The following is a 23,216-nucleotide window of genomic DNA, read 5'->3' as shown; positions in this document are numbered from 1 at the left end:
AGATGCACGCGCAGCTCCCGATGTGCCTCTAGTAACGCGTCCCGTGCCGACGACGCGACGAGGGCGAGGGTCAAGATCTCCATCGCAATTGCCCCTTTTACCCGCTCTACCCTCCGTTGACATCCAGGCGCCTCCTTCCGAGGTGGAACACGCACGACAGCACGCAACCGGTCACGGCGACCCAGGCGACCTGTCGCGCCAGGATGGAGAACGGCTGCGAGCTCGAGAAATCGGCAAGCAGTCTGGCGGGAGCATAGACCACTTGATTCATGGGAAGCGCCGCGGCCACCCTTCGCAGCGTTGCCGGAAAGAGCTCGAGAGGCAGGAGGGTCCCGCCCAGAATCAGCGCGAGGCAGTTGTATATGAGACCGAACGGGGCGGTATCCTCCACCCAGAAGGCCAAGAGGCCGATGGCCGCTGCCGTCATGTAATCCACGGTGAGGCCGAGCAGCATCGACGCGGCCACGAACGGCGCTGCCCGCAGCGGCACGCTTATCGGGCCCACCATGACAATGGCCACCACGCTCCCAACGAGAAGGTTCGCTCCGACCTTGACTATTGACTCCCCAAGGAAAGTCGCGTAGTGAAAGGTAAGATAGTTCACCGGCTTGTTCAGGGAGTACGCGATCTGTCCGGATCGGACTTCCTCGTCCATGTTACGCCAGTAGCGAATCCTTCCGGTGATGATGCTTTCCGTGATGACTAGATACCAGATCATCTGTGCTACGGAGAACCCCGCTATGGCCGTACTGCCCGTTACCGTGTACGTCGTGTGCCAGAGGTGAACGAACACGAAGATCACAACCGCCATGAAGATGGTCCGGACAGCGGTGTCCGGGAAATACGCCGCGGCGGTCTCGACCGAGAGCCCCAACACAGCCAGGTACTTGCTTGCAGACGCGTGGTGGCGTCGATGCCTGCGACCACAGCCGCAATCGTCCGCTGGACCACGAGACGCGCCGTATTCCGGGCCACGAGATGTGCCGCGCCCCGAGCCACGAGACGCGCCGTGTCCCGAGCCATTAGACTTCTGATGTAAGCGCTGCGCCCCTGCGGATCCGCGCCGTCGGATGATTCGGATCATGCGGTGCCACCTCCGCGGCTCGAAGCGTCGGTGTCATCGGGTAAGGCGCGTTTGCCTGACAGGGCTTGCGGTGCCTCTCGGTCCCGCGCTTCACCGCTCCAACGGCTTTCGCTTTCGCCGTCGCATCGGCCGTCGCTCCCGGCTGTGGCAGAGGCCGCATTCGCAGTCCGAGTCTCAGCCGAGGCAGGCGCAGCGGCGGGGCTGGGGGCTGTCTCTTGGTATATAGCGGCGATGATGTCCTCGAGCGGCGGGTCCGATATGTTGATGTCCACAACGTTGAAGCGCTGAAGGATGAGGCTGACCACGTTTTCTATCCGCTGCTCTCTCGTATTCACTTCCAGTTTCAGGCCATACCCCTTCGCCTTCAGGATCTGCACCCCCGGAAGCTGCAGGTGCTCCTCGCCGACCGGTGAAGCGAGCCTCAGGTCGACCACCTTGCTCTTGAGATAGCTCCGCTTGAGTGAGGACGTGCTCTCATCGAGGATGAGCTCGCCATGGTTTATGACGATGACGCGCTTGCAGAGACCCTCGATGTCTCCGACATCGTGGGACGTGAGGAAAACCGTCGTCCCTTCCTCCTCGTTAGCCTGCCTTATGAGCGTCCGGATGCTCTGACGCGCCACGATATCCAGCCCGATTGTGGGCTCGTCCAGGAACACGAGTTGCGGTCTGTGCAGCAAGGACGCTGCCAACTCACAGCGCATCCGCTGGCCAAGGGAGAGCTTGCGTACAGGAGTGCGCTGAAACTCCCCTATCTCAAAGGTCTCGATGAGGTGATCCCGTCGGGCCAGGTATTCCTTCCGGTCGAGCTCGTATATCCTGGCCAAGAGGTCGAAGGTGTCAAGCGGGGGCAGATGATACCAGAGCTGAGACTTCTGGCCGAAGACGGAGCCGATTAGGAACGCCAGTCGCTCCCGGTCTCGCCACGGCGTGAACCCGAGCACACTCGCCTGCCCGGATGTCGGGAAGAGTATTCCCGCAAGCATCTTTATGGTGGTAGACTTCCCCGCCCCGTTGGGGCCGATGAAGGCCACCGTTTCACCCTGGTTCACTTCGAACGAGATGCCCCGCACGGCGCGGACTTGTGACACCTGGGGCTTGAGGATGGAGCGTACGCTCGCCCGCAGCCCTGCCTCCCTCTGCCGGACAGCAAAGGTTTTCGTCAGATCCCTTACGGTGATCGCTCGTTCCACCTTCACCCCTCCCTCTACCCCCCCTTGATATGTGCGGCACCGCGCTGTTCGCACCCTGGGTGTTCGCGCCGCGCGCCATCGCGCGGGTTGGACGAGCGGCCCGCTGTCGGTCTGGCCAGCGGTCGTGCAGAGCGTTCGGCACCCGGTCGGCGCCGCGCCACGTCCGCGCCACGTCCGGTTCTGGCAGAGTCTAGCTTTAGGCAGATTCTACCACGATCCGTGCGGCACCTTCAAGCTGTTTCCGAGTGTCCACTGAATGCGGTGTTGTGGTGATCCGCGAGGCCGGCAGGCCCTGCGATAGCGTTGACCGTCCCTCACTCGTCTGGTAGAATCAGGTTACAAGGGCGCGCACGGCGACACGGGGAAGGCAAGGCGGTGAGTGATATGAGAGACTCCGACTCGCCGATAGAGACGCGGTCTGCGGTGGAAGGGTCTGCGGTAGATGTTGGGCCCTATGTGGACGGCATAAGGCGGAGGGCGCGGCTTTGGGCGAAGGAGTGCGAGAAAGCGCAGCGCGCGGCCAAGGCGGACGCGAAGAAGATCGCGCTGCGCCTTTCGGAAGCTGGCGCAGCCAGAGTGATACTTTTCGGGTCACTCGCCAGCGGAGACGGTTTTACGCCCTTGAGCGACATCGACCTCGCAGTAGAGGGCATTACGTGGTCCGAATACTGGCGTGTCTTCTCGGAGGTTTCCAAGCTGACCTCGTTCGGCGTCGACCTGGTTGTGCTTGAAGACGCTTCGCCCGAGCTCCGCCGCCGAGTCTTTCAGGAGGGAGAGGACCTCTCGCATGGTTGTTGATGCAAGGCAACTCCGCGTCCTGAAGGCAGAGATCCAAAGCGATCTACGAGCTATACGATGCCTCGACGAGGCGGTTGAGGAGGCTCGTCCCGCGGACCTGGATGTCGACTTGGATGTCGAGCCTTCCAAGGTCGTGCGAAGCAGCTTGCGACTGGACGTGCGACGCGGCCTGTGGGGGAGATGAAAGGCATGTCGAGGCAGATCGTCGAATGTGTTCCGAATTTCAGCGAGGGACGCAGGCCCGAGGTCGTTCGCGAGATCGCGGCGGCCGTCGAGAGCGTTCCGGGCGTGCAGCTTCTCGATTTCTCGTCAGATCCCAGCCATAACAGGTCGGTGCTGACGTTCATCGGCGAGCCCGCCTTAGTAAAGGAGGCGGCGTTCCGAGCCATCGGCAAGGCCGCGGAGCTCATCAACATGGAGGAGCACCGGGGGGAGCATCCTCGCATCGGCGCCACCGACGTGGTCCCGTTCGTGCCCGTCTCCGGCGTTACCATGGCGGATTGTGTCGCCCTAGCGCGCGAGCTGGGCGCGGAGGTAGCCGAGAAGTTACACATCCCCGTATACCTCTACGAAGAGGCCGCGACCCGACCCGACCGAAGAAACCTCGCGGACATCAGAAGAGGCGAGTACGAGGGCTTGAAGAAAGAGATCCACCTCCCCGAAAGGCGCCCGGACTTCGGCGACCCCGTCATGCACCCAACCGCCGGGGCGACGGTCATCGGGGCGCGAGAGTTCCTCATCGCCTTCAACATCAACCTTGGCACTCCGGACGTGTCCATAGCGAAGAGAATAGCCCGCGTAGTCCGGGCTTCGAGCGGCGGGCTCATGTACGTGAAGGCTCTCGGGATCAGACTCGAGGACCGCAACCTGGCTCAGGTCTCCATGAATCTCACGAACTTCAAGAAGACCCCCATGCACGTAGTGTTCAACCTGGTGAGATCCGAGGCCGAGCGATACGGCGTCCCAATAGTCGGCAGCGAGATCGTGGGCCTCGTTCCGCTGGATGCTCTCCTCGCCGCCGCTGAGCACTACCTTCGCCTCGAGAGCTTCGGCCGCAAGCAGGTCTTGGAGGCCCGCGTGTGGGAATAGGCCACCGCAGCGGAATACGGCCGGATACCACTGGATGCGACCTGAAACGGGACTCGATCGGGGACAAAGACGCCGGTCGGAAGACGAGCGGGAGGATATGAACGTGAGAATCCGGGCCAACCTCATCGTGGAGAACGCGAACGAACTAGTTACCGTCGCGGGCGGGCCTCGCACCGGTCAGGCCATGCGCGATCTCGGCGTCATCGAGGGCGGCAGCGTCGCCGCGATGGGCGATCGCATAGTCGCGGTAGGCACGTCCTCTGAGGTGAGGGCGAAGGTGGACTTGACCTCCGACGCTAGAGTCGTTGACGCCTCCGGGAAGGTGGTTCTGCCCGGCCTCGTCGATTCCCACACGCACCTGGTGTTCGCGGGCTCTCGGGAGAACGAGTTCATCCAGAGAGCCGAGGGGCGCTCCTACATGGACATACTGGCATCCGGCGGGGGCATACTGTCGACGGTGAGAGCGACCCGCGCCGCTCCCGCCTCGGCACTCGTCGACATTGCCATGAGACGCCTGGACGCCATGCTTTGCTACGGCACGACTACCGTGGAGGTCAAGAGCGGGTACGGGCTGTCCCTAGACGAGGAGCTCAAATGCCTTCGCGTTGCCAGGGAGCTCGCCGAGCGCCACCCCATGGACATCGTCGCAACCTTCCTCGGGGCGCACGCCGTGCCGCCGGAGTACCGCGGAGATCCCGATGGGTACGTGCTTTGCGTCATCGAGGAGATTATTCCTCGCGTGGCGTCCGATAAGCTCGCGGAGTTCTGCGACGTGTTCTGCGAGGAAGGAGTCTTCTCGGTTGAACAGAGCCGCCGCGTGCTCGAGGCCGGCAAGGCGGCCGGGCTCGCTCCAAAGCTGCATGCGGATGAGATCGCGCCCATGGGAGGCGCTGAGCTAGCTTCTGAGGTCGGTGCGGCCAGCGCGGACCACCTCCTTTGTGCGTCGCTTTCAGGCATTCGCCGCATGGCGGAGGCAGGCGTCGTGGCCACGCTGCTTCCGGCCACCTCGTTTACGCTCATGCTCGGGAGGTATGCCGACGCGAGGGCTTTCATCGACGCCGGGTGCCACGTCGCGCTTGCCACGGACTTCAACCCCGGCACGTCGCCCACGCTCTCGATGCAATTCGTGATGAACCTGGCGGCCCTGGGCATGAGGCTCCATCCCGCGGAGGTCATATGCGCGTGCACCATAAACGCGGCGCACGCTCTCGGGCGAAGCGACGAGATGGGCAGCATCGAGGTGGGGAAGTTCGCAGACATCATCGTCGCCGACGTGGACACTCATCTCAAGCTTCCGTACCAACTTGGAACGAACTTCGTTGACAAGGTGATAAAGCGCGGACAGCTCGTGGTGAGCGAGGGGAGGCGGGTCTTGTGAGCCTTACCAACCTGACGGTCAGCAGTTTCATCGACGAGGTCGCGGCAGGCTCTCCAACGCCGGGAGGAGGCAGCGTGTCGGCGCTCGCGGCGGCGCTCGCCGCCGCTCTCGTGAGCATGGTGGGTTCGCTCACGCTTCGTAAGTTGAGCGCCGGGGGACGCGCGCAAACGCCCACGTCTGCGCACGAGTCGGGTGCGACCCCTCCCGTCGAATCAGCGCTAGTCAAAGCTAGACCGGTCACGCCGCCAGAGTCGTCCCATGAAGGCGAGGCCTCGCGCAGGCCGGCGGACGTGGAGGCGGACATGACCATGGTCGTGGAGATAGCGGGCGGCCTCAGGCGCCACTTCGAGAGGCTCGTAGACGAGGACGCGGCGGCTTTCGAAGCGGTGATGGCCGCGTACCGGTTGCCCAAGTCCTCTGACGAAGAGAAGAGGTCTCGCAGCGCCGCTATCCAGGACGCCCTCAAGGAAGCGTGCCGAGTGCCCTCGCAAGTCGCGAAGGGGGCGGTGGAGGTGATGCGCCTCGCTGACCTCGCGGTGAGGGAAGGAGCGCAGAGCGCCCTGTCCGACGCGGCAGTGGCTTGCCTCGCGGCGGACGCCGCCCTGCACGGGGCGTACCTAAATGTCCTGATAAACCTTGGCTCCATAAAGGACCAGGCCTTCGTCTCCGCCATGCGCGAAGAGATGGCGAAGGCGCTGAAGTCCGCGGAAATCATACGCGACGAGGTCATGGCCCGGGTTCGCGAGACGCTGGAGTGAGCAGGAACTTGAGATGGGATCTGGGCTCGTGCCCCAGCTGCGATAGCACTTGAGCGTGGCGGTCTCGCGGCCGCGCGGCCGCGTGAAGGGAGTGTGAGCTATGCCTGGCAAAGCGCTCGTGGTGATCGACATGTTGAAGGACTTCATCGATGCCGACGGGAAGCTCTCGATAGGCCCACCGGCGGCGAAGGTCGTGCAGGCGGTCGCGCGCAAGATCGACGAGGCGCGCGCAGCTGGATGGCCGGTGATCTACGTCTGCGACAGGCATGCTGCGGATGACCCGGAATTCGCCATGTTCCCGCCTCACTGCGTGGCCGGCACACCCGGCGCCGAAGTCGTGGACGAGATCCGTCCTCGTCCGGGGGACAAGGTGATTCCGAAGCGCAGGTTCAGCGGGTTCTTTCAGACGGATCTCGACCTCACCTTGCGCGAGCTCGGTGTCGATGAGATAGTGCTCGTAGGCGTGTGTACGAACATCTGCGACCTGTATACCGCCGTTGACGCGCGAATGCTGAACTATAGAGTAGTCGTGCCGCGTGACTGCGTGGCGTCGTTCGACGAAGCGGCGCACGAGTTTGCCCTGAAAGAGATGGAACGCACGCTCGGGGTCAAGGTGGTCTAGACCCCGGCCGCGCGCTGAGAGCTGAGAGTCGGGAGCTGAGGGGCGCAAGAGCCCGGGCAGTGGAAGACGGGGTGACCGCAGTGGACGGGGAGCGCGCTCGAGAGCAGGAGAAGCGAGGCGTGGCTTCTCACAACGCACGCCTGATCCTCGTGAACGACGAGGGCGACCTGGAGCGAGAGATGCGCGACATAGGTGTCGCGCCCGAAGGCGTGTCGATAATGGTGCCCAAAGGAGTATTCAGGGTCATCCGTCTCGAGCGGGTGCCGCTCAGGGCCGCAATCCTCATCAAAGAGGAGATGCTTTCCAAAGGTGGGGAGGCGGCGGTCAGCGACGGAGTTGCCTCCCTTTCCACTGATTCCACTGACGTCCTCCTCATGGGCACAGCTCGCACGCTGCGTCGCGCTGCGGAAGGGCTCTTGCGGCAGCCGTTCGGCCTGCGTGACATCGCCCGTGAGATCATTGAGGTGCTTGACACGTGCGAGCCTCCGGTGGCGCGGACGCGGCGGACGCTCAAGCTGCGGGAGCACACACTTGCGCTTGGCGAGAGAACCTACATCATGGGCATAGTAAACGTGACGCCCGACTCGTTCTCGGACGGCGGACAGCACTGTACGACCGAGGCTGCGGTTGAGCACGCCCGGCGCCTCGTGGAGGAGGGTGCCGACATAGTCGACATAGGCGGGGAATCGACCAGACCAGGCGCCGAGCCCGTTCCGCTCGAGGAAGAGATGGCGCGCGTCATCCCCGTCGTGAAGCGCCTGGCCGCCGAGGTGCAAGTCCCCATTTCGGTGGATACTTACAAGAGCGAAGTCGCGGAGGCCGCGCTCGCGGCAGGTGCCCACATGGTTAACGATATCTCGGGTCTACGCCTGGATGAACGTCTGGGCGAGGTCGTGGCGCGGGCGGGAGTTCCGGTCGTGCTCATGCATATGAAGGGGCTTCCTCGCGACATGCAGGACAACCCGCAGTACGACTCCGTGGTTGGGGAGATCCTGGGCTTCTTCCGAGATGCCGTGGCCCGGGCCGAGGCGTACGGAATCCCCCGCGACAGCATAGTCATCGACCCCGGGATCGGCTTCGGCAAGACCGTCGCACACAATCTCGAGATCCTCAGACGACTGAAGGAGTTTCGCAGCCTCGGCCTCCCCATCTTGGTGGGGACGTCACGCAAGTCTCTCATCGGAAAGGTGCTGAACCTCCCGGTGGACCAACGGCTGGAGGGCACCGCCGCCACGGTGGCGCTCGCCATCGCGTCCGGCGCGGACATCGTGCGGGTCCACGACGTACGATACATGAGTAGGGTGGCGAGGATGGCTGACGCCATCGTGAGAGGAGGGGCAGAGCGTGGCGGGGCCGAGTGACAGAATCGTCCTCCGGAACATGGTGTTCTACGGGTATCACGGGGTCTTCCCGGCGGAGAAGGAACTTGGCCAGAGGTTCGAGGTGGATGTGGAGCTCGCGACCGACCTGTCCACAGCCGCTCAAGCCGATGATCTCGATGCGGGCGGCATAAACTACGTGGACGTATACACGCTCGTAAAGGACATAGTGGAGGAGCGCGAGTTCAACCTCATTGAAGCCCTGGCCGAGACTATCGCGCAGGAGATCCTGGCCGCTCACGAAGTGGACGAGGTCATCGTGAGGGTCCGCAAGCCCGACGTGGCCATGGGCGGAGTACTGGACTACGTTGGGGTTGAGATCGTCAGGAGGCCGGCACGCTGATGACGGTCCTGGCGTACCTCGGGCTGGGGTCGAACGTGGGGGACCGCCGGCGTAACATGGCTGAGGCTATCAGGATGCTCGAAGGGTCGGGACGGGTTGCGGTCGAGAAGATTTCGTCCCTTTACGAGACAGAGCCTGTGGGGTACGAGGAACAAGGGCCGTTCCTCAACGCCGTCGTTGCGATCACGTGCGACTTTTCACCCCTCAGGCTCTTGCGTTTGTGTCAGGGCATAGAGGACGGCCTCGGGCGCGAACGCACCATAAGGTGGGGCCCGAGGACCATCGACATAGACATCCTGTTGTACGCGAACCGCCGAATTCGTTCGAAGAACCTCGAGGTTCCCCATCCGCGCATGTGGGAGAGGGGGTTCGTCATGGTCCCTCTCGCAGAGATCGCTCCCGACTTGAGGACCCCGAGCGGGACACGCGCGGGCGATCTCGCCCGCGCGCCTGCGATGTGCGATGGAGTCGCTCTCCACACGACCGGGCAGTGGTGGCGAGGGCTTGACGGGGAGGACGCGGCGGGCACGGGGACGGCGGGGACGGGGTCGGCGGGCACGGGGGAAGCAGACATGGGGGTTGCCAACATGGGGGAGGCAGGCACGGAAGAGGACACTGAATGCGGGGGACGGGAAGCGCCGCTCGGTGAGCAGTCTTCGAGGCAGGCTGAAACGAAGCAGGCTGAAACAGGAAGGGGGCACATACCTCGGCATGGTGCGACGAGAGGACGCCGCGGATGACGAGCGCCGCGCGGCGTGGGACGGAGCAAGGCGAGACACGGAGGGGCTGCTCCCCCGCTCCCTAGAATGGAAGGTGATACGCCTCAAAGAAGTGGACTCCACGAATGCCGTCGCGATGCGTATGGCTGAGGCCGGGGCGCCCGAGGGGACTTGCGTGGTCGCCGAGACCCAGACCGGTGGCAGGGGCCGCATGGGACGCGTGTGGCATTCTCCGCGGGGCGGATTGTGGTTCTCTGTCGTGCTTCGGCCGACGGTTCCGCCGAAGGATTTGGGCAAGCTCTCGCTCGTGGCTGGCGTGGCAGTCACTGAGACCGTCCGAGAGGCAGCGGGGCTACCCGCCATGATGAAGTGGCCCAACGATGTGGTCGTGAACGGGAAGAAAGTAAGCGGCACGCTCATGGAGGGAAGATGGCGCGGCGAACGAGTTGGGCATGTCGTGGTGGGGATAGGCATCGATGTCGCGGTGGACGTGACGGATCTGCCCCAGGATGTGAGGGCGCTTGCGGGAACGCTCGTGCCCCCCTTCGACCCGAGCGCCGCGGCGCTCCGGGAGGAGATACTGGATCTCGCGCTGGAGAAGCTCGGCTTCCTGTACGGGAGGTTCTTGTCAGGCGGGTTTTTGGAGATACTTGAGAGAGTCAGGGTTTACTCTGACACGCTCGGGCGGGAGATAGAGGCCGCGTGTTCAGGCGGCGTGGTGCGCGGGACCGCTGTGGACATCGACGCGGACGGCGCCCTCGTGATAAGGACGAGCTCCGGGGATCTTCGAGTTGTCTCCGGTGATGTGAGTGTGCGCGCCACCGGAGCCGGGAGCCCGGCGGGGGCGGGCAGCCAGGGCTCCTAGACCGTCTGGAAAGCGGCAGAGGATCTCGAGACCCGTGTGGGGTGTTTACCGCAGACATGTCCGCCAAAGTCGTTGCGCTGCTCGTCGCCCTCGTTTCCGGGGTCGCCATGGCAGTACAAGGGTCAATTAACGCCAGGCTCGGCAAGGTGGTAGGCCAATGGGAGGCCGTCTTCGTCGTCCACATCGTTGGCCTCGTCAGCGTGTCATTCCTGTTGTTTGCGATGAAGATGGGTGGGGGCGATCTCGGTCGAGTCACGAAAGGGCCCTGGTACGGCCCGCTCGGCGGCATCATCGGAGTGCTCATAGTGTGGGGAGTGATGTCGAGCATACCGAAGCTGGGCGCGGCCATAGCTACCACCTCGATAATAGTTGGGCAAGTACTCACCGCGTTGCTCATAGATCACTTTGGCCTCTTCGGTCTTCGCTCTATGCCTCTTACGTGGCTGAAAGGTCTAGGCTTACTGCTGCTCGCGGCTGGAGCCAAGCTCTTGCTCGGATGAGAGGGCATGGACGGCGCCACGGCGGGATTCATCGGTCCTGCAGACGGCCGTCAAATTGGGCTGAAATCGCTCCTAATGGCAGGGAATACTATTGTCCCGTCGAATGTTGCTACTAGAGAAAGCAATACATTTGGAGAAAGCAATACAACTTGTCCTGGCAAGACTTGAGCCCAGCTGCCCTCCTAGGGGCTCCTTGGGAAGCATCGTTGCTGCATCTTTCCGCTGCATCGGATGGTAGAGCTACGTAGTGTTACCGCTGCGCCCAGACGACCGCTCCCGGCTGGAGGCGGGCCAGCAGGGAGGGACTGAGCGCGCCCGATTCGAGTGCGCGGAGGAGCAGAAAAGCTCCGGGCAGTGTCAACGTGATGTGGCTGCGGCGAAGTCCGCGACCATCGGTGGTCCCGGCCCAGTGCGTGCGCAAAGGCCGTGGTTGCTGGTGGTCGTCGAGCGTCTTGCCCTGTGCGGATTTGCGGAGCGCTGGACGCGCCGGCGGCCGTGTGGACCTCGGCAGAGGTTCGAGCACTCGAGCCTGAATCCCCCGCCGTATTGACCATGGCAAGAGGGGGGTTCGAGAAGGTAGCGAGGTAATGCCGCTGTGACTTACGGTCGACATCGCGACAGGGGAGACTCTCGCGTGCCGCACGCCGCGTTTGCAGGGATGTCGCGCTCACCTCAGGGGACGTGCTGGGTTGCGCTGGCGGCGAAGGACATCTTCTTCATCGGCGACCGCAGCGGGAGAGCGAGATTCTGTCGCGAGCTGCTACGCGTCGTTCGCCTCGCGTGCCGGGCAGACCATGCCCTGCTCGTCGAGGTGGATCCTACCGCGCAGTCGACGACCCAGTCTTTCGCGAACGTCGATCCGCAGCCGCCATCCGAGAGGCTTCGACGCCTCTGGACGTACGTGGCCGGCTACGTTGCGGTTGCTGCCCGGCAGGGCACCAGGGCGGAGCTTCCGAGCGACGTGCGGGACGCGCTCGACGTGTCGTCGATGTTGGTTGCGCCCGTGCTCGGCGAGGACGGGTGCCTGGTGGCGGCGATCGCGGTCTTCCGGGGGAGATCGTCGCCATCGTTTACGACCGAGTCTGAACAACTCCTTCGCGCGATAACGGATCAGCTGGCAGACGTCGCGCGTCGGCTACTTCACGATAGGGAGTTTGCCCGAGGAGCTCCTCGCCTTCTCAAGGTGCTGAGAGCTCGAGCTGTGCTCCGGACCGCGAGCCGGCTGTGCTGCCTGTTGGACGCTGCCGTCCTACTCCTTCACAAGGCCTGCCTCGTTGATGCCGCGGTGTTCAGGGTCTTGAACCTCGAGACAGGGGAGCTCGAAGTCTTGGCATCATCCGGACGGCCGTCCTCCGCGAGGGGAATGGAGCCGGTTCACTCCTCGAGGTGTGGATTGCTCGCGCGGAATGAGGCTGGAGGAATCAGTGCAGGGTCTGAAGGACATGCATGCCCGCTGGTGTACAAGGCCAGAGGACGTGCGGAAGGCACAGTGGTCTGCCTGCCGGTCCGGTGCGGGCGGGAGACCGTAGGTGTGCTTGAGCTTTGGGTTTCCCAGGGCGAGAGACTGGAACTCGCGGACACGCGACTCATGGAAGCCGTGGCCGAGGCGCTCAGCGAGGCCTTTGCGGAGACGAGCGTGCACCGTCTCGAAGCTGCGGGGGAAACAAGGTCTAGTCTCGTTGAAGCCTTCGAGGCCGTCAGCAAGACGTGCAGCAGTCCCGCACATGCGGCTGAAGTACTCCTCAGAGGGTTGAGAGCTGGCGTCGAGTTTGAGGTTGGTGCGCTTGCGGAGCGTCGCAACGGGTCCGAGGATTTCGCGGTCGTCCAATCATGTTTGTTTTCCATAGTCGACCCAGGCAGTGGTCCCAGCCACAAGGGAACGAGGGAAGCAGGCGAAGCGGCATCGGCTGCCGAGGTCCCGATGCTGTCTGAGGACGCTGCGCGACGCTCGAGCGGAGATCCCAACGCAGAGGCATGGGTGTACCAGGCACTGCGAAATGCGAGACCATTCGGGAGCGCGCCTGGGGTACAGAGGGTTTCCCTTCCGCACCCGCGTTGGCAGGCAGGGGTAATCGCGCCGCTCTGGACTGGTGCGTCCGTCAGCGCCGTCCTGGTACTGGGCAGGCCGGGCGGCGAGGCGTTTTCCCAGGCGGAACTCGAGTTCCTGGATGCCGTGTGCGACGACATCGCCGCTCCTTGGGAGAACATGTCGCTTCGAACTCGCCGTGCGTTAGGCGCAGGGCAACAGGCCATGGCGGAGCGGATAGCGACCCTGGAGCAACTCGCTGCGGGAGCCGCCCATGAAATCAAGAATCCGCTTGCGGTGATCAAAGGTTATCTGCAGGTGATGCAGTCCGACCCGTCCGTGCCTGACTCCATGAAGAGCAGGATAGAGCGGCTGTTTCGTCAGGTCGATCAGATCAGCAACATCGTGGAGGACTTCTCACTGCTCGTGAAGCCCATGACACCGGAGCTCGAGCCGCTTTCTCTCACGGGCATGCTCGAAGAGGTTCTCGAGGCCGTGGAACCCCAGGCTTTGGACGCCGGAATCACGATCGTGAGGGCGTACGCCGATGACACGCCGGAGGTCATGGCCGACGGCACGAAGCTGGGGCAGGTATTCCTGAATCTTTGCAGGAACGGCCTCGAGGCGATGGCTCCTGTGGGAGGCGGCGAACTACGCGTGTCCACCCGGACCTCCGCGGACGGGCGCTTTGTGGAAGTCGAGTTCCGCGACACCGGGCCGGGGATGAGCGCAGACGTCATGTCCCATCTCTTCCGGCCGTTCTTCACCACTAAGAAGCACGGGACAGGCCTGGGGCTCACCATTTCCATGCAAATCGCGAAGCAGCACGGCGGCACTATACGTGCCCAGAGCGCACCCGGCGAAGGGTCCGCGTTTACGGTGGTGCTGCCTGTCGCGCCGAAAGGTGCGTAGGCCAACCCACATTGCAAGGTGGGCGGCGGGCGTGCCCATCGAGCACGCGAGACTGGTCCCGCCAAACGCCATGCGAGGCGAGACCCAACGGCACGGAACGTCCTAGCCGTGGTGGCTCGGGTGCCGTCCCACAGCTCTACTCCACGATGTATAGTATCCCTATGGTATCCGGGCCGCAGTGACTGGCCACAACGGCTCCGGCGATGGTTTCGAGGACTTCTTTCACTGCAGGCGCTGCGTCCCGGATCCCGTCCATCAGATAGAGGGCGTCTTCATGGCACCCGGTGTGAGTCACGAAGACTCGATCCCGCACCACGCGGTCCGCGTCGGCTCTGAAATCGTCGAGCAGTTTGTCAAGGGCCTTCTTCCTCGGACCTCTCACCTTGGCCGATACCACCATGCCGCCGTCAACCACAGAGATCACCGGCCGTATCCGGAGGAGGTTTCCGACGAGGGCTTGGACGCCCGAACATCTTCCGCCCATTCTGAGATAGTCCAAGGTGTCGATGATGAAGGACGTTTTCACGCGAGGGATGACATCGGCGACAGCGGTCCCTATGTCGCTCGCGGTCTTGCCCGCAGCGGCCAACTCGCAGGCGAGGAGCACCTGGAGCCCGATGCCAGTTGAGAGGTTCGCCGAGTCGATCACGGTGACCTTTCCGTCGTCGAAGTCCGCGGCGGCGAGTTTCGCGGTGGGCGTGCCCGACGAGAACTTGCTCGAGATGCCGATGTACACGATGTCGCTCCCGTCTTTCAACGCCTCTTCGAAGACTCGCCGGAAATGCCCGAGGCTCGGGGCTGCGGTCTTGGGAAGCATCTGCCGCTTTGCGACCAGTGCGAAGAGCTTCTCTGTTGAGATGTCCACCCCGTCCTGGAAGCTGTCGGAGTCGAAATTGACGACGTAGGGGATCACGGTGATTCCATACTTACTGATGAGTTCCGGAGAGAGGTCAGAAGTGGAGTCAGTGATGACTTTGACGCCCGGCACTGGGAAACGCACCTCCCGAGAAGACTGTGTATGGAAGAATGAGCCTTTGATCCCACGTGATGGCGCAAATGACATCCCAAGGGAGAGTATATGCGGGTTTGAGCTTTGTGTAAAGCAGGGGAGACGAAGGCGGGCAGACTCGAGGGCGGGGCAGACTAGGGCAGGGGGACGAAATCAGGGAAGACGAGACGAGGGCAGACGAGAGCGGAGAAAGCACGAGTGGAGTATACGCCTGCATCCGGCGTCCTGCCTAGACCTGGGCACGGTCGTGTGGTAGAATTTAGTTACGTCAGCGCGAGATCCGAGGAGGTTCAGGCGGTGGAAGTCTACAGGATGACGGCACCTTCAAACTTCATCGAGGACATCATCGACGAGGATCTGAAGAGAGGAAAGAATGAGGGCCGCGTGCACACGCGTTTCCCGCCCGAACCCAACGGATACCTGCACATAGGGCACGCCAAGGCGATTTGCCTGAACTTTGGAATCGCGGCGAAGTACGGCGGCCTGTGCAACCTCCGCTTCGACGACACCAACCCGACGAAAGAGGACGTGGAGTACGTCGAATCCATTCAAGATGACATCCGGTGGCTGGGCTTCGACTGGGAGGACAGGCTGTTTTACGCGTCCGACTATTTCGAGCAGCTCTACGAGTTTGCGGTCGAACTCATCAAGGCGGGCAAAGCATACGTGTGCGACCTGAGCCCAGAGGAGATCAAGGAGTATCGGGGCACGCTCACCGAGCCCGGGAGAGAGAGCCCGTACCGTAACCGTTCGGTCGAAGAGAACCTCGATCTTTTCCGGCGCATGCGGGCTGGGGAATTCCCGGACGGCTCGCGCGTTCTCAGAGCGAAGATAGACATGGCGTCGCCGAACCTCAACATGCGCGACCCCGTTCTCTACCGCATTTTGAGGGCGGCGCACCACCGGACGGGTGACAAGTGGTGCATATACCCGATGTACGATTTCGCCCACCCGCTCTCCGACGCTCTCGAGGGGATCACCCACTCCATCTGCACTCTGGAGTTCGAGGACCATCGGCCGCTTTACGACTGGCTCATCGAGAACGTGAGCGTACCGAGCCGGCCCCGTCAGATCGAGTTCGCCCGGCTCAACCTGAACTACACCGTGATGAGCAAACGCAAGCTCCTAGAGCTTGTTAAGCGCGGGCTCGTGTCCGGCTGGGACGACCCCAGGATGCCCACCATATCGGGCCTGCGGCGGCGCGGCTACACGCCGGAGTCGATTCGCGCCTTCTGCGAACGCATCGGTGTTGCCAAGGCCAACAGCGTCGTGGATATCGCCCTGCTCGAGCACTGCGTCCGCGAGGACCTGAATCGGCGGGCCCAGCGCGTGATGGCCGTCCTGCGTCCGCTCCGAGTGGTCATCGACAACTACCCCGAGGGCAAAGTTGAGTGGCTCGAGGCAGTGAACAACCCCGAGGACCCGTCCATGGGGACGCGAAAGGTGCCGTTCTCGAAGGTGCTCTACATCGAGCGGGACGATTTCAGGGAAGAGCCGCCGCCGAAGTTCTACCGTCTTGCGCCCGGACGCGAGGTGAGGCTGAGGTACGCGTGTCTCGTCAGGTGCACCGGGGTGGTGAAGGACGAGACGACGGGCGAGGTGACGGAGTTGCACTGCACGTACGACCCGGACACGCTCGGGGGCTCGACCCCGGACGGGCGCCGGGTAAAGGCCACGCTGCACTGGGTGTCGGCAGCGCACGCGGTGGACGCTGAGGTGCGGCTGTACGATAGGCTTTTCACAAAGGAAGACCCGGCGGCCGAGGAAGACTTCCTTTCGTGCGTGAACCCGGACTCCCTCGAGGTGCTCACGGGGTGCAAAGTGGAGCCGTCGCTGGCGGAAGCGGTGCCGGGCGACAGGTTCCAGTTCGAGCGCCTCGGGTACTTCTGCGTGGATCCGGATTCGTCGCGAGGCGCCGCGGGCGCTGCTGAAGATAGTGAGGGCTGTGGGGTCGCTGCTTCGGGCGATGCGGGCTGCGTTGGCGCTGCCTCGGGCGAGGCAGATGGGGCGCGCGGGGCGAGGCGGCTCGTGTTCAACCGCACGGTGGACCTGAAGGACGAGTGGGCCCGGCTGCAAAAGGGGGGCGGCACTGTCGGCGGCACTGTCGGACCAGAAGGCTGAAGAGCCCCGAAAACGTGCTTCGAAGGTCGCCTACCGGTGCCGGGGATGTGGGTTGGAGAGATGCGGATTGGAGGGATCACCCTGAAGACCAGGGTAGCTCTCGGTGTGTGCGGGTCGTACTTGCGGGACGATGTCTCACAGGCGGTCGGCTCGGTCATCGACCTCCTCGGCGGCGCCAAGGCATTCCTGCCAAGTGAAGGGTTTGTGCTGGTCAAGCCCAACATGCTCTCACCCTACCCGCCGGACAGGGCCGTGACCACCCATCCCGCGGTCGTGGGCGCCGTCCTCAATGTTCTGAAGCGGGCCGGGGCGAGCGTCGTGGTGGGAGACAGCCCCGGCCACGGCAGCGTGTCCGATGTCGCTGCGAAGTGCGGGATAGCCGCGGTCTGCCATGAGGCGGGCGTGGACCTCGTGTCTCTCGGCGAGGGCGTGGCGCGAAAGCACCCGGCCGGGCGGGTGTGCAAGGAGTTCGTCCTTGGCCGGCCAGTCGCTGACGTCTCTGCCATCATCAATGTGGCCAAGATGAAGACCCACGGATTCACGACGTTCACGGGGGCCGTGAAGAATCTCTTTGGGTGCATCGCGGGCAAGGAGAAACTGCGCATGCACCTGAGGTATAACGATCCCCGCACCTTCTCCCTAGTGTTGCTGGACCTCGTAGACCTCGTGAAGCCCAGCCTGTCGATTCTCGATGCGGTGGTGGCCATGGACGGCAACGGGCCTTCGCACGGGCGGACCAGGCACATCGGGGCCATACTGGCGTCGGAGGACCCGGTCGCCCTGGATGTCGTATCCCTTCGGCTCGCCGGGGTGGATCCCATGCGCGTGCCGTACTTACGAGCCGCGAGGGAGATCGGGAAGCGGGGCACGCGCCCCGAGGAGATAGAGGTTGTGGGGGCGCGACCCGAGGACTTCCACGTGACCGACTTCGCCTTGCCGCCTGCGGCGCGAGCGACCTCGGGGATATTCACCTTTATCAGGGCGGTCCGGAAGCACGTCACCGCAAGCCCGTGGGTGGACGCAGCGAAGTGCGTCGCATGTGGGGTCTGCGCGCAGTCATGCCCGCCCGAGGCCATAACGGTGGATTCGGTGGGGACCGCGATGATAGATCGCCACAGGTGCATACGGTGTTTCTGCTGCCACGAGATGTGTCCTGAAGGAGCCATCTCCCTTCGCCGCGGGACCCTTGCTGCCATCGCGGACCGCGCGCTCGAGTGGTTCTAGACCGGAGCCGAGGAACTCACCGCGTTCGCTCATCCCCTCCTCGTCAGGGAACGAGCTCCCCCGGACACGGCCGGCGGACGTCGCAAACACGGCTGGCCAGTGAGAACGTAAGAACGGGTGATTGGGGCACATGCTGTAATGCATTGTCCTGTAAGTGGAGGCGGATGGTGTGGCAAGAATGGCAAGAAGGGATAAGTACAGGACGCAGCTTTACTTGGACGAGGCCCAGTACCTCTTTCTCAAAGAAAGCGCGGCCAAGTACAACACGAGCATCGCCGAAGTGGTCCGGAGTCTGATAGACAAGGAAATGGGAGGCGCCGAGATCGTCGCGGACGGCGACCCGCTGTTCCGCATTGCGGCAACTGCTGTGGCGACAGGGCGCAAGGAGGGTTCCGTGGACCACGACCGCTACATCTACCGGACGAGACCCGCTCGATCTCGCCGCCAAGGAACGCCCGCGGAAACAGAAGGTAGGCCGGATGGCACGTCCAGGTGACTGGCTCTTCATAGACACCTCGGCGTTCATTGCCTTGCACGACGCGAGCGACAGACACCACGAGGCGGCGAAGGGGTTCTTCACCCCTGAACGCATGCGCGACCTGCGAGTCCAGTTGGTCACAACGAATTTCGTCTTCGCCGAGGTATACTCCTACTTCCGCAGGACCCACGCTGACGCAATATCAGTAGGCACCTACATTCGAGAGAGCAAGGTCTTGCGGTACATCCGTGCGAGTCCGGCGGATGAAGAAGCTGCCTGGCAGCTCGCACAGAAGTACCATGACAAGGACTTCAGCTTCGTTGATTGCCTAAGCTTCGTCATCATGTCGAGGATCGGGTGCGACAAGGCGTTCACGTTCGATTCTCACTTCGGGCAGATGGGTTTCGAAATGCTGCCTGCCGTGACCTGGCAGCGATGCTAGCCAAGACAACGAGTTGACTGAGGCATCGAGTATACTGCGGCGTTGAAACGCTTGGGGAGTCGAGTCGGGCGCCTGATGGAAGCGAGCGCACGGTTACTGAAGGTAAGTCTCGGGTCAATGAAGAAGAGAGGTCCCAGTACGGTTATCAGATACGTTGACTGAAGGGGAAGTGCCGGACTATAATCCTCTTGAAAAACTACACATGACCGTTCCGTGGGGGAGCGAAAGCCACCATGCGGGCGAGCGGCGCGAGGCGACGGCTAGAGCGGCTGCGTGGAACCCCAGCGACGCAGCTGCGCGGCGGTCTGTGGTGGCTTGAGCTGAGACGGGTGCGACCCGAACCCCTTGAACCTGATGTGGGTAATGCCACCGTAGGGAAGCGGGCGGCAAGACAGCCGGCGGCTGCGTTGCCGAGCTCGTCGCCGAGACTGTAAGTCCGGGAGCCGTGACCCAAGTGGCACGGCTCCTTTGTTGTGTTCGTTTGTTGTGTTCGTTGTGCTCGCCGTTTGCTCGTTGGCGGGCAGGTGAGAGGAGATCAGGGGCAGAGGAGATGAGAGGCCGGACGAGCGCGGCCACGCGAGCCCTTGAGGAAGGGAGATAGGTGTGGCAACAGAGGTTGAACCAATTCCAGTGGACCAACGAACCATGGGGCCAGGGGCATTCTTCTTCATATGGGTAGGCGCGGGCATATCCCTTGCTGAGGTGCTGGCAGGCGGCTTTCTGGCCCCAGCCGGTCTTCTGATGGGAACTGCGGCGAATCTCCTAGGGCATTTTCTGGGCAACACGTTCCTCACGCTTGGCGGTGTGGTCGGCACGGATCACGGGATCCCGTCGATGGTCTCGGTGAGGCCGTCTTTTGGGGTTAGAGGCTCGTATCTGGCGGCTGTGTTGAACGTGATCCAGCTCGTAGGATGGACGGCCGTGATGTTGGTCGTCGCGGCGAGGGCACTGAACACTCTAAGCTCGCAGATCTGCGGCTTCTCCGGTTACCTGACGTGGGTGGTGGTGATGGGCGCGGCGACGACCGCCTGGGCCTGGGCGGGTCGTAAGGGTTGGGGATGGCTCGGGCCCATTGTCTCTGGTCTGCTTCTCGTGCTAACCCTCTATGTAGGGTACAGGATCCTATCGACGCGGGGTCTAGGCGACCTCCAGGCGGCAAACGGGGGCGGGGGGATGAGCCTTGGGTACGCGACTGACCTGGTAATAGCGATGCCTCTGTCATGGCTTCCCCTAGTTGCCGACTACTCAAGGTTTGGGAGAGGGGCGAAAGGCTGGTTCTTCGGGTCCTGGATAGGATACTTCGTCTCGAGTTTCCTCATGTATGCGTTAGGCTTGATCTCTGCTCTAGCCGCGGGGACAGCCGATGTAGTCGGGATCCTCATAAGGCTGGGGATTGGGGCAGTCGCGCTGGTCATAGTGGCTTTCTCTACGATCACAACCGCCTTCCTCGATGTGTACTCAACTGCGGTGTCCACTCAGAACCTATTCCCACGGCTGCCTGAGCGCCATCTCATTCTCGCGGCTGGGTTCATCGGCACTCTGGTGGCGGCCATCTTCCCCATCGAGCGCTATGAAAGCTTCCTTCTGTTCATAGGGGGCGTTTTTGTACCCCTGTTCGGGATCGTCTTGTCGGACTACTTCCTTGTTAGGAGGAGAAAGCTGTTGGTTCAGGAGCTGTTCAAACACGGAGGTGCGTACTGGTATGTTCACGGCGTGAACCCTCATGCCATGATTGCGTGGGTCATAGGCGTGGTCACGTACTACGCGTGCACTGAGAATGGTCTCTCGATAGGGGCATCGATACCAAGCCTTATAGCTGCTGGTCTCATCTACGTGTTGGGAATGATCCGGCGGGCGTCCCGGCTCAGTGCGCCAACCGACGGTGCTGTCACGTGATGTTCTCTGCAGCACGACGCTCTGCCGCACGAAAACAGGACATGTCTTGATTCAAGAAAGCCTGAGGTGACTTGATGGTGAGGATCTCGAAGTATGTAGCGCCCAATTTCGAGCGAACCGAGCCGGATACGGTCCCGGTGGCTCTTACGATCGCCGGGTCGGACAGCGGCGGGGGAGCGGGGATAGAAGCGGACCTCAAGACGTTCACGTCCCTCGGCGTGTTCGGGGCGGTCGCGCTCACCGCGGTGACCGCTCAGAACACCCTCGGCGTGCCGGGAGTGTCCGTGCTTGACCCCGGCTTCGTCGTCGCCCAGCTCGACGCGGTCTTGATGGACCTGCAGGTTGGCGCGGCCAAGACCGGAATGCTCGCCACCGCGGCCATCATAGAGGCGGTGGCGGACTCCATCAGGCGACACTCGGTGCGGAAGTTGGTCGTGGATCCCGTGATGGTGAGCAAGACCGGCGTGCCGCTCCTGTCGCCCGACGCGAGAGACGCGCTCGTCCGGCGCCTGCTGCCGCTCGCTACCGTGCTCACTCCCAACATCCCCGAGGCCGAGGCTATCCTGGGCGTCGCAATCAAGAGCTCGTCAGAAGCACGGCTAGCTGCGCAACGGCTAAAGGACATGGGACCGGAGTGGGTCGTGGTAAAGGGCGGTCACCTGCGGGAGCAGCCTGGGGATTCGGTGGACATAGCGTTCAACGGTGAGGAGTTCATCGAGCTCCGTGCCAAGCGTTACGCCACCGCGAACACACATGGGACCGGGTGCACGTACTCCGCGGCCATAGCGGCGTATCTCGCCCTAGGCATGAAGGTTCAGGAGGCGCTTCGTGCCGCGAAGGACTACATCACGTGGGCGGTGGCGAACTCGCTTTCCCTCGGCCACGGGTGCGGGCCAACTAACCACTTCTACTTCCGCCGGTAGGTAGGGCGGTTCCGACGGTGGAGCGGTCCAGGAGCGGGAGAGTCAGGGAGCGCTCTCGCGAGGGTGGCGACGTGCGGGAGATCGGGCGCGAGAGTATGTGCGTACCGGCGCGCAGGTGTGCGCGTGCCGGCGTACGGGTGTGCGCGGCACAGGTGTACGAGCGCGCGAGCGTGCACACGTGCGGCCGCCCCCCTAAACTTGAGGGGGCTGAGCCGGCTGGCCGGCTGGAGCGGATGAACGGGCTGAAGCCGCTAGAGCGGATGAGGAAGATGAGCAGGATGAAGCGGATAGAGCAGATGAAGCGGAGGAAGCGGATACAGTGGCTGCAGCGGAGTGAAGCAGATGAAGCAGGTGAAGGGGATGATGAGGATGAGCAGGATGTGGAGGACGAAGAGGACTAGAGGAGGGGCAGAGAGGTCATGACGACCGGATACGCAACGAGAGAGCCAGCAGGTCCGATAGGAGATCCGAGTCTCGTAGCACGCATTCCCGAGGTTCTTCGAAAGGTGAGGGAGCAGGCTCCCCTTGTGCACCACATCACGAACGTCGTGGTCACGAACATAACCGCCAACGTTACCTTGGCGGTGGGCGCGTCCCCGGTGATGGCGCACGCCCTGGAAGAGGTCTGTGACATGGCGAGCGCGGCGAGTGCGCTCGTCCTTAACATCGGCACACTCACTCCCGAGCTTGTCGAAGCCATGATCCTTGCGGGAAAGACCGCTAACGAGCGCTCGATCCCGGTAGTGCTCGATCCGGTGGGCGCGGGAGCGACGCCCCTACGAACCAAAAGCGTCGAGCGCATCCTGTCAGAAGTGCGTGTATCCGTGTTGCGCGGAAACGAAGCGGAGGTCTCGGTCATCGGCGGGTTCGGGGCCACCATCAAAGGCGTGGACTCCGTGAGCGGACACCACGACAAGGCTTCCCTCGCGCGCGAGACCGCGAGAAAGCTCGGGTGCGTGGTCGCGGTGACAGGAGCGGCGGATTTCGTGAGCGACGGGGACCGCCTGGCCGTTGTAGAAAACGGCCATCCCTTGCTGCGTCACGTGACCGGCACCGGGTGCATGGCCACCTCGGTCGTGGCGGCTTTCGCGGCGGTGGAGGGCGAGGGCGACCTGCTCCTGGCGACGGCGGGGGCTCTCGCGTACTACGGCTACGCAGCGGAGCTCGCCGCGGCGAGGAGCGAGGGCCCGGGGAGCTTCGAGGCGGCGCTCTTCGATTGCCTGTTCAACATGACTCCCGAGGAGCTCGGGAGCGGCCTCAAGGTGAGGATGTAGGCGGAGTGTGCGACGCGGGGTGCTAGGGATGAGGGCTTTCGGCGGCGAGGACGGCAAGGCCCGTGCCCGTGGAGGCGGGGGCGTGGATGGTCGCGGAGGTCAAAGCGGAGGCGAAAGCGGAGACCAAGGCGGAGTCAAAGGCGCGGGCGGTAGGAACGGAGGCGGGAGCAGCTCCCGAACGCC

22 protein-coding genes, 1 pseudogene and 1 riboswitch are annotated in these 23,216 nt (G+C 63.2%); of the genes and pseudogenes, 20 read left to right on the top strand and 3 right to left on the bottom strand.

What is annotated here, in order from left to right:
* Nucleotides 1-106: 106 nt before the first annotated feature.
* Together NUW12_11510 and NUW12_11505 are read right to left on the bottom strand one after the other, a co-directional pair.
* Nucleotides 107-877, bottom strand: coding sequence for a hypothetical protein (locus tag NUW12_11510; GenBank protein MCR4403378.1), 771 nt, complete (start codon nucleotides 875-877; stop codon nucleotides 107-109).
* Between the two features lie 422 nt (nucleotides 878-1,299).
* Nucleotides 1,300-2,277, bottom strand: a pseudogene (locus tag NUW12_11505) (ATP-binding cassette domain-containing protein).
* A gap of 384 nt (nucleotides 2,278-2,661) precedes the next feature.
* Here NUW12_11505 and NUW12_11500 point away from each other — a divergent pair.
* The 12 genes from NUW12_11500 to NUW12_11445 all read left to right on the top strand — a co-directional run bounded on the left by NUW12_11500 (nucleotide 2,662) and on the right by NUW12_11445 (nucleotide 13,666).
* Complete coding sequence (locus NUW12_11500; protein MCR4403377.1) at nucleotides 2,662-3,075, top strand: nucleotidyltransferase domain-containing protein; 414 nt, start codon at nucleotides 2,662-2,664, stop codon at nucleotides 3,073-3,075.
* Nucleotides 3,065-3,259 (top strand): hypothetical protein, encoded by a 195-nt coding sequence (locus NUW12_11495; GenBank protein MCR4403376.1) that lies wholly within the window; start codon nucleotides 3,065-3,067, stop codon nucleotides 3,257-3,259. The genes NUW12_11500 and NUW12_11495 overlap by 11 nt, the downstream gene beginning before the upstream one ends.
* A gap of 5 nt (nucleotides 3,260-3,264) precedes the next feature.
* A complete protein-coding gene (gene ftcD / locus NUW12_11490; GenBank protein ID MCR4403375.1) occupies nucleotides 3,265-4,164 on the top strand; it encodes a glutamate formimidoyltransferase in 900 nt (299 codons plus the stop codon).
* A gap of 97 nt (nucleotides 4,165-4,261) precedes the next feature.
* On the top strand, nucleotides 4,262-5,542 hold the full coding sequence (gene hutI / locus NUW12_11485; protein ID MCR4403374.1) for an imidazolonepropionase: 1,281 nt from the start codon (nucleotides 4,262-4,264) through the stop codon (nucleotides 5,540-5,542).
* Nucleotides 5,539-6,300 (top strand): cyclodeaminase/cyclohydrolase family protein, encoded by a 762-nt coding sequence (locus NUW12_11480; protein ID MCR4403373.1) that lies wholly within the window; start codon nucleotides 5,539-5,541, stop codon nucleotides 6,298-6,300. Before hutI ends, NUW12_11480 begins: the two co-directional genes overlap by 4 nt.
* 100 nt (nucleotides 6,301-6,400) lie before the next feature.
* Nucleotides 6,401-6,922, top strand: coding sequence for a cysteine hydrolase (locus NUW12_11475; GenBank protein ID MCR4403372.1), 522 nt, complete (start codon nucleotides 6,401-6,403; stop codon nucleotides 6,920-6,922).
* 59 nt (nucleotides 6,923-6,981) lie between these two features.
* Complete coding sequence (gene folP / locus NUW12_11470; GenBank protein MCR4403371.1) at nucleotides 6,982-8,283, top strand: dihydropteroate synthase; 1,302 nt, start codon at nucleotides 6,982-6,984, stop codon at nucleotides 8,281-8,283.
* Nucleotides 8,267-8,644 carry a dihydroneopterin aldolase gene (gene folB, locus NUW12_11465; GenBank protein MCR4403370.1) on the top strand — a complete coding sequence of 126 codons (378 nt, stop codon included), beginning with the start codon at nucleotides 8,267-8,269 and terminating at the stop codon, nucleotides 8,642-8,644. The genes folP and folB overlap by 17 nt, the downstream gene beginning before the upstream one ends.
* Nucleotides 8,644-9,384 carry a 2-amino-4-hydroxy-6-hydroxymethyldihydropteridine diphosphokinase gene (gene folK, locus NUW12_11460; GenBank protein MCR4403369.1) on the top strand — a complete coding sequence of 247 codons (741 nt, stop codon included), beginning with the start codon at nucleotides 8,644-8,646 and terminating at the stop codon, nucleotides 9,382-9,384. The genes folB and folK overlap by 1 nt, the downstream gene beginning before the upstream one ends.
* The gene (locus tag NUW12_11455; protein ID MCR4403368.1) at nucleotides 9,356-10,228 is read left to right on the top strand and encodes a biotin--[acetyl-CoA-carboxylase] ligase; all 873 of its coding nucleotides are present in this window, start codon (nucleotides 9,356-9,358) and stop codon (nucleotides 10,226-10,228) included. Before folK ends, NUW12_11455 begins: the two co-directional genes overlap by 29 nt.
* Nucleotides 10,229-10,284: 56 nt before the next feature.
* Nucleotides 10,285-10,728: a DMT family transporter gene (locus NUW12_11450; GenBank protein MCR4403367.1), complete on the top strand. Its 444-nt coding sequence runs from the start codon at nucleotides 10,285-10,287 to the stop codon at nucleotides 10,726-10,728.
* A gap of 595 nt (nucleotides 10,729-11,323) precedes the next feature.
* Complete coding sequence (locus tag NUW12_11445; GenBank protein MCR4403366.1) at nucleotides 11,324-13,666, top strand: ATP-binding protein; 2,343 nt, start codon at nucleotides 11,324-11,326, stop codon at nucleotides 13,664-13,666.
* A 136-nt stretch (nucleotides 13,667-13,802) separates the two neighbouring features.
* Here NUW12_11445 and NUW12_11440 read toward each other — a convergent pair whose 3' ends face one another.
* A complete protein-coding gene (locus tag NUW12_11440) occupies nucleotides 13,803-14,654 on the bottom strand; it encodes a DegV family protein (GenBank protein MCR4403365.1) in 852 nt (283 codons plus the stop codon).
* 333 nt (nucleotides 14,655-14,987) lie between these two features.
* Here NUW12_11440 and NUW12_11435 point away from each other — a divergent pair, with 333 nt between their 5' ends.
* From NUW12_11435 to thiM, 8 genes are all read left to right on the top strand, one after another.
* Entirely contained in the window at nucleotides 14,988-16,796 is a 1,809-nt protein-coding gene (locus NUW12_11435) for a glutamine--tRNA ligase/YqeY domain fusion protein (GenBank protein MCR4403364.1), read from the top strand.
* A 60-nt stretch (nucleotides 16,797-16,856) separates the two neighbouring features.
* Nucleotides 16,857-18,020, top strand: coding sequence for a DUF362 domain-containing protein (locus NUW12_11430; GenBank protein ID MCR4403363.1), 1,164 nt, complete (start codon nucleotides 16,857-16,859; stop codon nucleotides 18,018-18,020).
* A gap of 169 nt (nucleotides 18,021-18,189) precedes the next feature.
* Nucleotides 18,190-18,516: a hypothetical protein gene (locus tag NUW12_11425; protein ID MCR4403362.1), complete on the top strand. Its 327-nt coding sequence runs from the start codon at nucleotides 18,190-18,192 to the stop codon at nucleotides 18,514-18,516.
* Nucleotides 18,500-18,940: a PIN domain-containing protein gene (locus NUW12_11420; protein MCR4403361.1), complete on the top strand. Its 441-nt coding sequence runs from the start codon at nucleotides 18,500-18,502 to the stop codon at nucleotides 18,938-18,940. Before NUW12_11425 ends, NUW12_11420 begins: the two co-directional genes overlap by 17 nt.
* Before the next feature lie 305 nt (nucleotides 18,941-19,245).
* Nucleotides 19,246-19,320, top strand: a riboswitch (TPP riboswitch).
* Nucleotides 19,321-19,543: 223 nt separating this feature from the next.
* Nucleotides 19,544-20,836: a putative hydroxymethylpyrimidine transporter CytX gene (gene cytX, locus NUW12_11415; protein MCR4403360.1), complete on the top strand. Its 1,293-nt coding sequence runs from the start codon at nucleotides 19,544-19,546 to the stop codon at nucleotides 20,834-20,836.
* A 74-nt stretch (nucleotides 20,837-20,910) separates the two neighbouring features.
* Nucleotides 20,911-21,759, top strand: a complete 849-nt coding sequence (gene thiD / locus NUW12_11410) for a bifunctional hydroxymethylpyrimidine kinase/phosphomethylpyrimidine kinase (GenBank protein ID MCR4403359.1) — start codon at nucleotides 20,911-20,913, stop codon at nucleotides 21,757-21,759.
* A gap of 278 nt (nucleotides 21,760-22,037) precedes the next feature.
* A complete protein-coding gene (locus NUW12_11405) occupies nucleotides 22,038-22,160 on the top strand; it encodes a hypothetical protein (protein MCR4403358.1) in 123 nt (40 codons plus the stop codon).
* Nucleotides 22,161-22,178: 18 nt separating this feature from the next.
* On the top strand, nucleotides 22,179-23,033 hold the full coding sequence (gene thiM, locus NUW12_11400) for a hydroxyethylthiazole kinase (GenBank protein ID MCR4403357.1): 855 nt from the start codon (nucleotides 22,179-22,181) through the stop codon (nucleotides 23,031-23,033).
* Nucleotides 23,034-23,216 lie beyond the last annotated feature (183 nt).

The sequence above is a fragment of the Bacillota bacterium genome (genome assembly GCA_024653485.1).
In the GTDB taxonomy this organism is placed as follows: domain Bacteria; phylum Bacillota; class SHA-98; order UBA4971; family UBA4971; genus UBA6256.
This window is presented reverse-complemented; position numbering and strand designations above follow the sequence as displayed.

Excerpts from the sequence above, each read along its gene's own strand:
- NUW12_11500 (MCR4403377.1), top strand. The coding sequence starts at position 2,662 with ATGAGAGACTCCGACTCGCCGATAGAGACGCGGTCTGCGGTGGAAGGG.
- NUW12_11495 (MCR4403376.1), top strand. The coding sequence starts at position 3,065 with ATGGTTGTTGATGCAAGGCAACTCCGCGTCCTGAAGGCAGAGATCCAA.
- ftcD (MCR4403375.1), top strand. The coding sequence starts at position 3,265 with ATGTCGAGGCAGATCGTCGAATGTGTTCCGAATTTCAGCGAGGGACGC.
- hutI (MCR4403374.1), top strand. The coding sequence starts at position 4,262 with ATGAACGTGAGAATCCGGGCCAACCTCATCGTGGAGAACGCGAACGAA.
- NUW12_11475 (MCR4403372.1), top strand. The coding sequence starts at position 6,401 with ATGCCTGGCAAAGCGCTCGTGGTGATCGACATGTTGAAGGACTTCATC.
- folK (MCR4403369.1), top strand. The coding sequence starts at position 8,644 with ATGACGGTCCTGGCGTACCTCGGGCTGGGGTCGAACGTGGGGGACCGC.
- NUW12_11455 (MCR4403368.1), top strand. The coding sequence starts at position 9,356 with ATGGTGCGACGAGAGGACGCCGCGGATGACGAGCGCCGCGCGGCGTGG.
- NUW12_11450 (MCR4403367.1), top strand. The coding sequence starts at position 10,285 with ATGTCCGCCAAAGTCGTTGCGCTGCTCGTCGCCCTCGTTTCCGGGGTC.
- NUW12_11435 (MCR4403364.1), top strand. The coding sequence starts at position 14,988 with ATGACGGCACCTTCAAACTTCATCGAGGACATCATCGACGAGGATCTG.
- NUW12_11430 (MCR4403363.1), top strand. The coding sequence starts at position 16,857 with ATGCGGATTGGAGGGATCACCCTGAAGACCAGGGTAGCTCTCGGTGTG.
- NUW12_11420 (MCR4403361.1), top strand. The coding sequence starts at position 18,500 with ATGGCACGTCCAGGTGACTGGCTCTTCATAGACACCTCGGCGTTCATT.
- thiD (MCR4403359.1), top strand. The coding sequence starts at position 20,911 with ATGGTGAGGATCTCGAAGTATGTAGCGCCCAATTTCGAGCGAACCGAG.
- NUW12_11405 (MCR4403358.1), top strand. The coding sequence starts at position 22,038 with ATGAAGCGGATAGAGCAGATGAAGCGGAGGAAGCGGATACAGTGGCTG.
- thiM (MCR4403357.1), top strand. The coding sequence starts at position 22,179 with ATGACGACCGGATACGCAACGAGAGAGCCAGCAGGTCCGATAGGAGAT.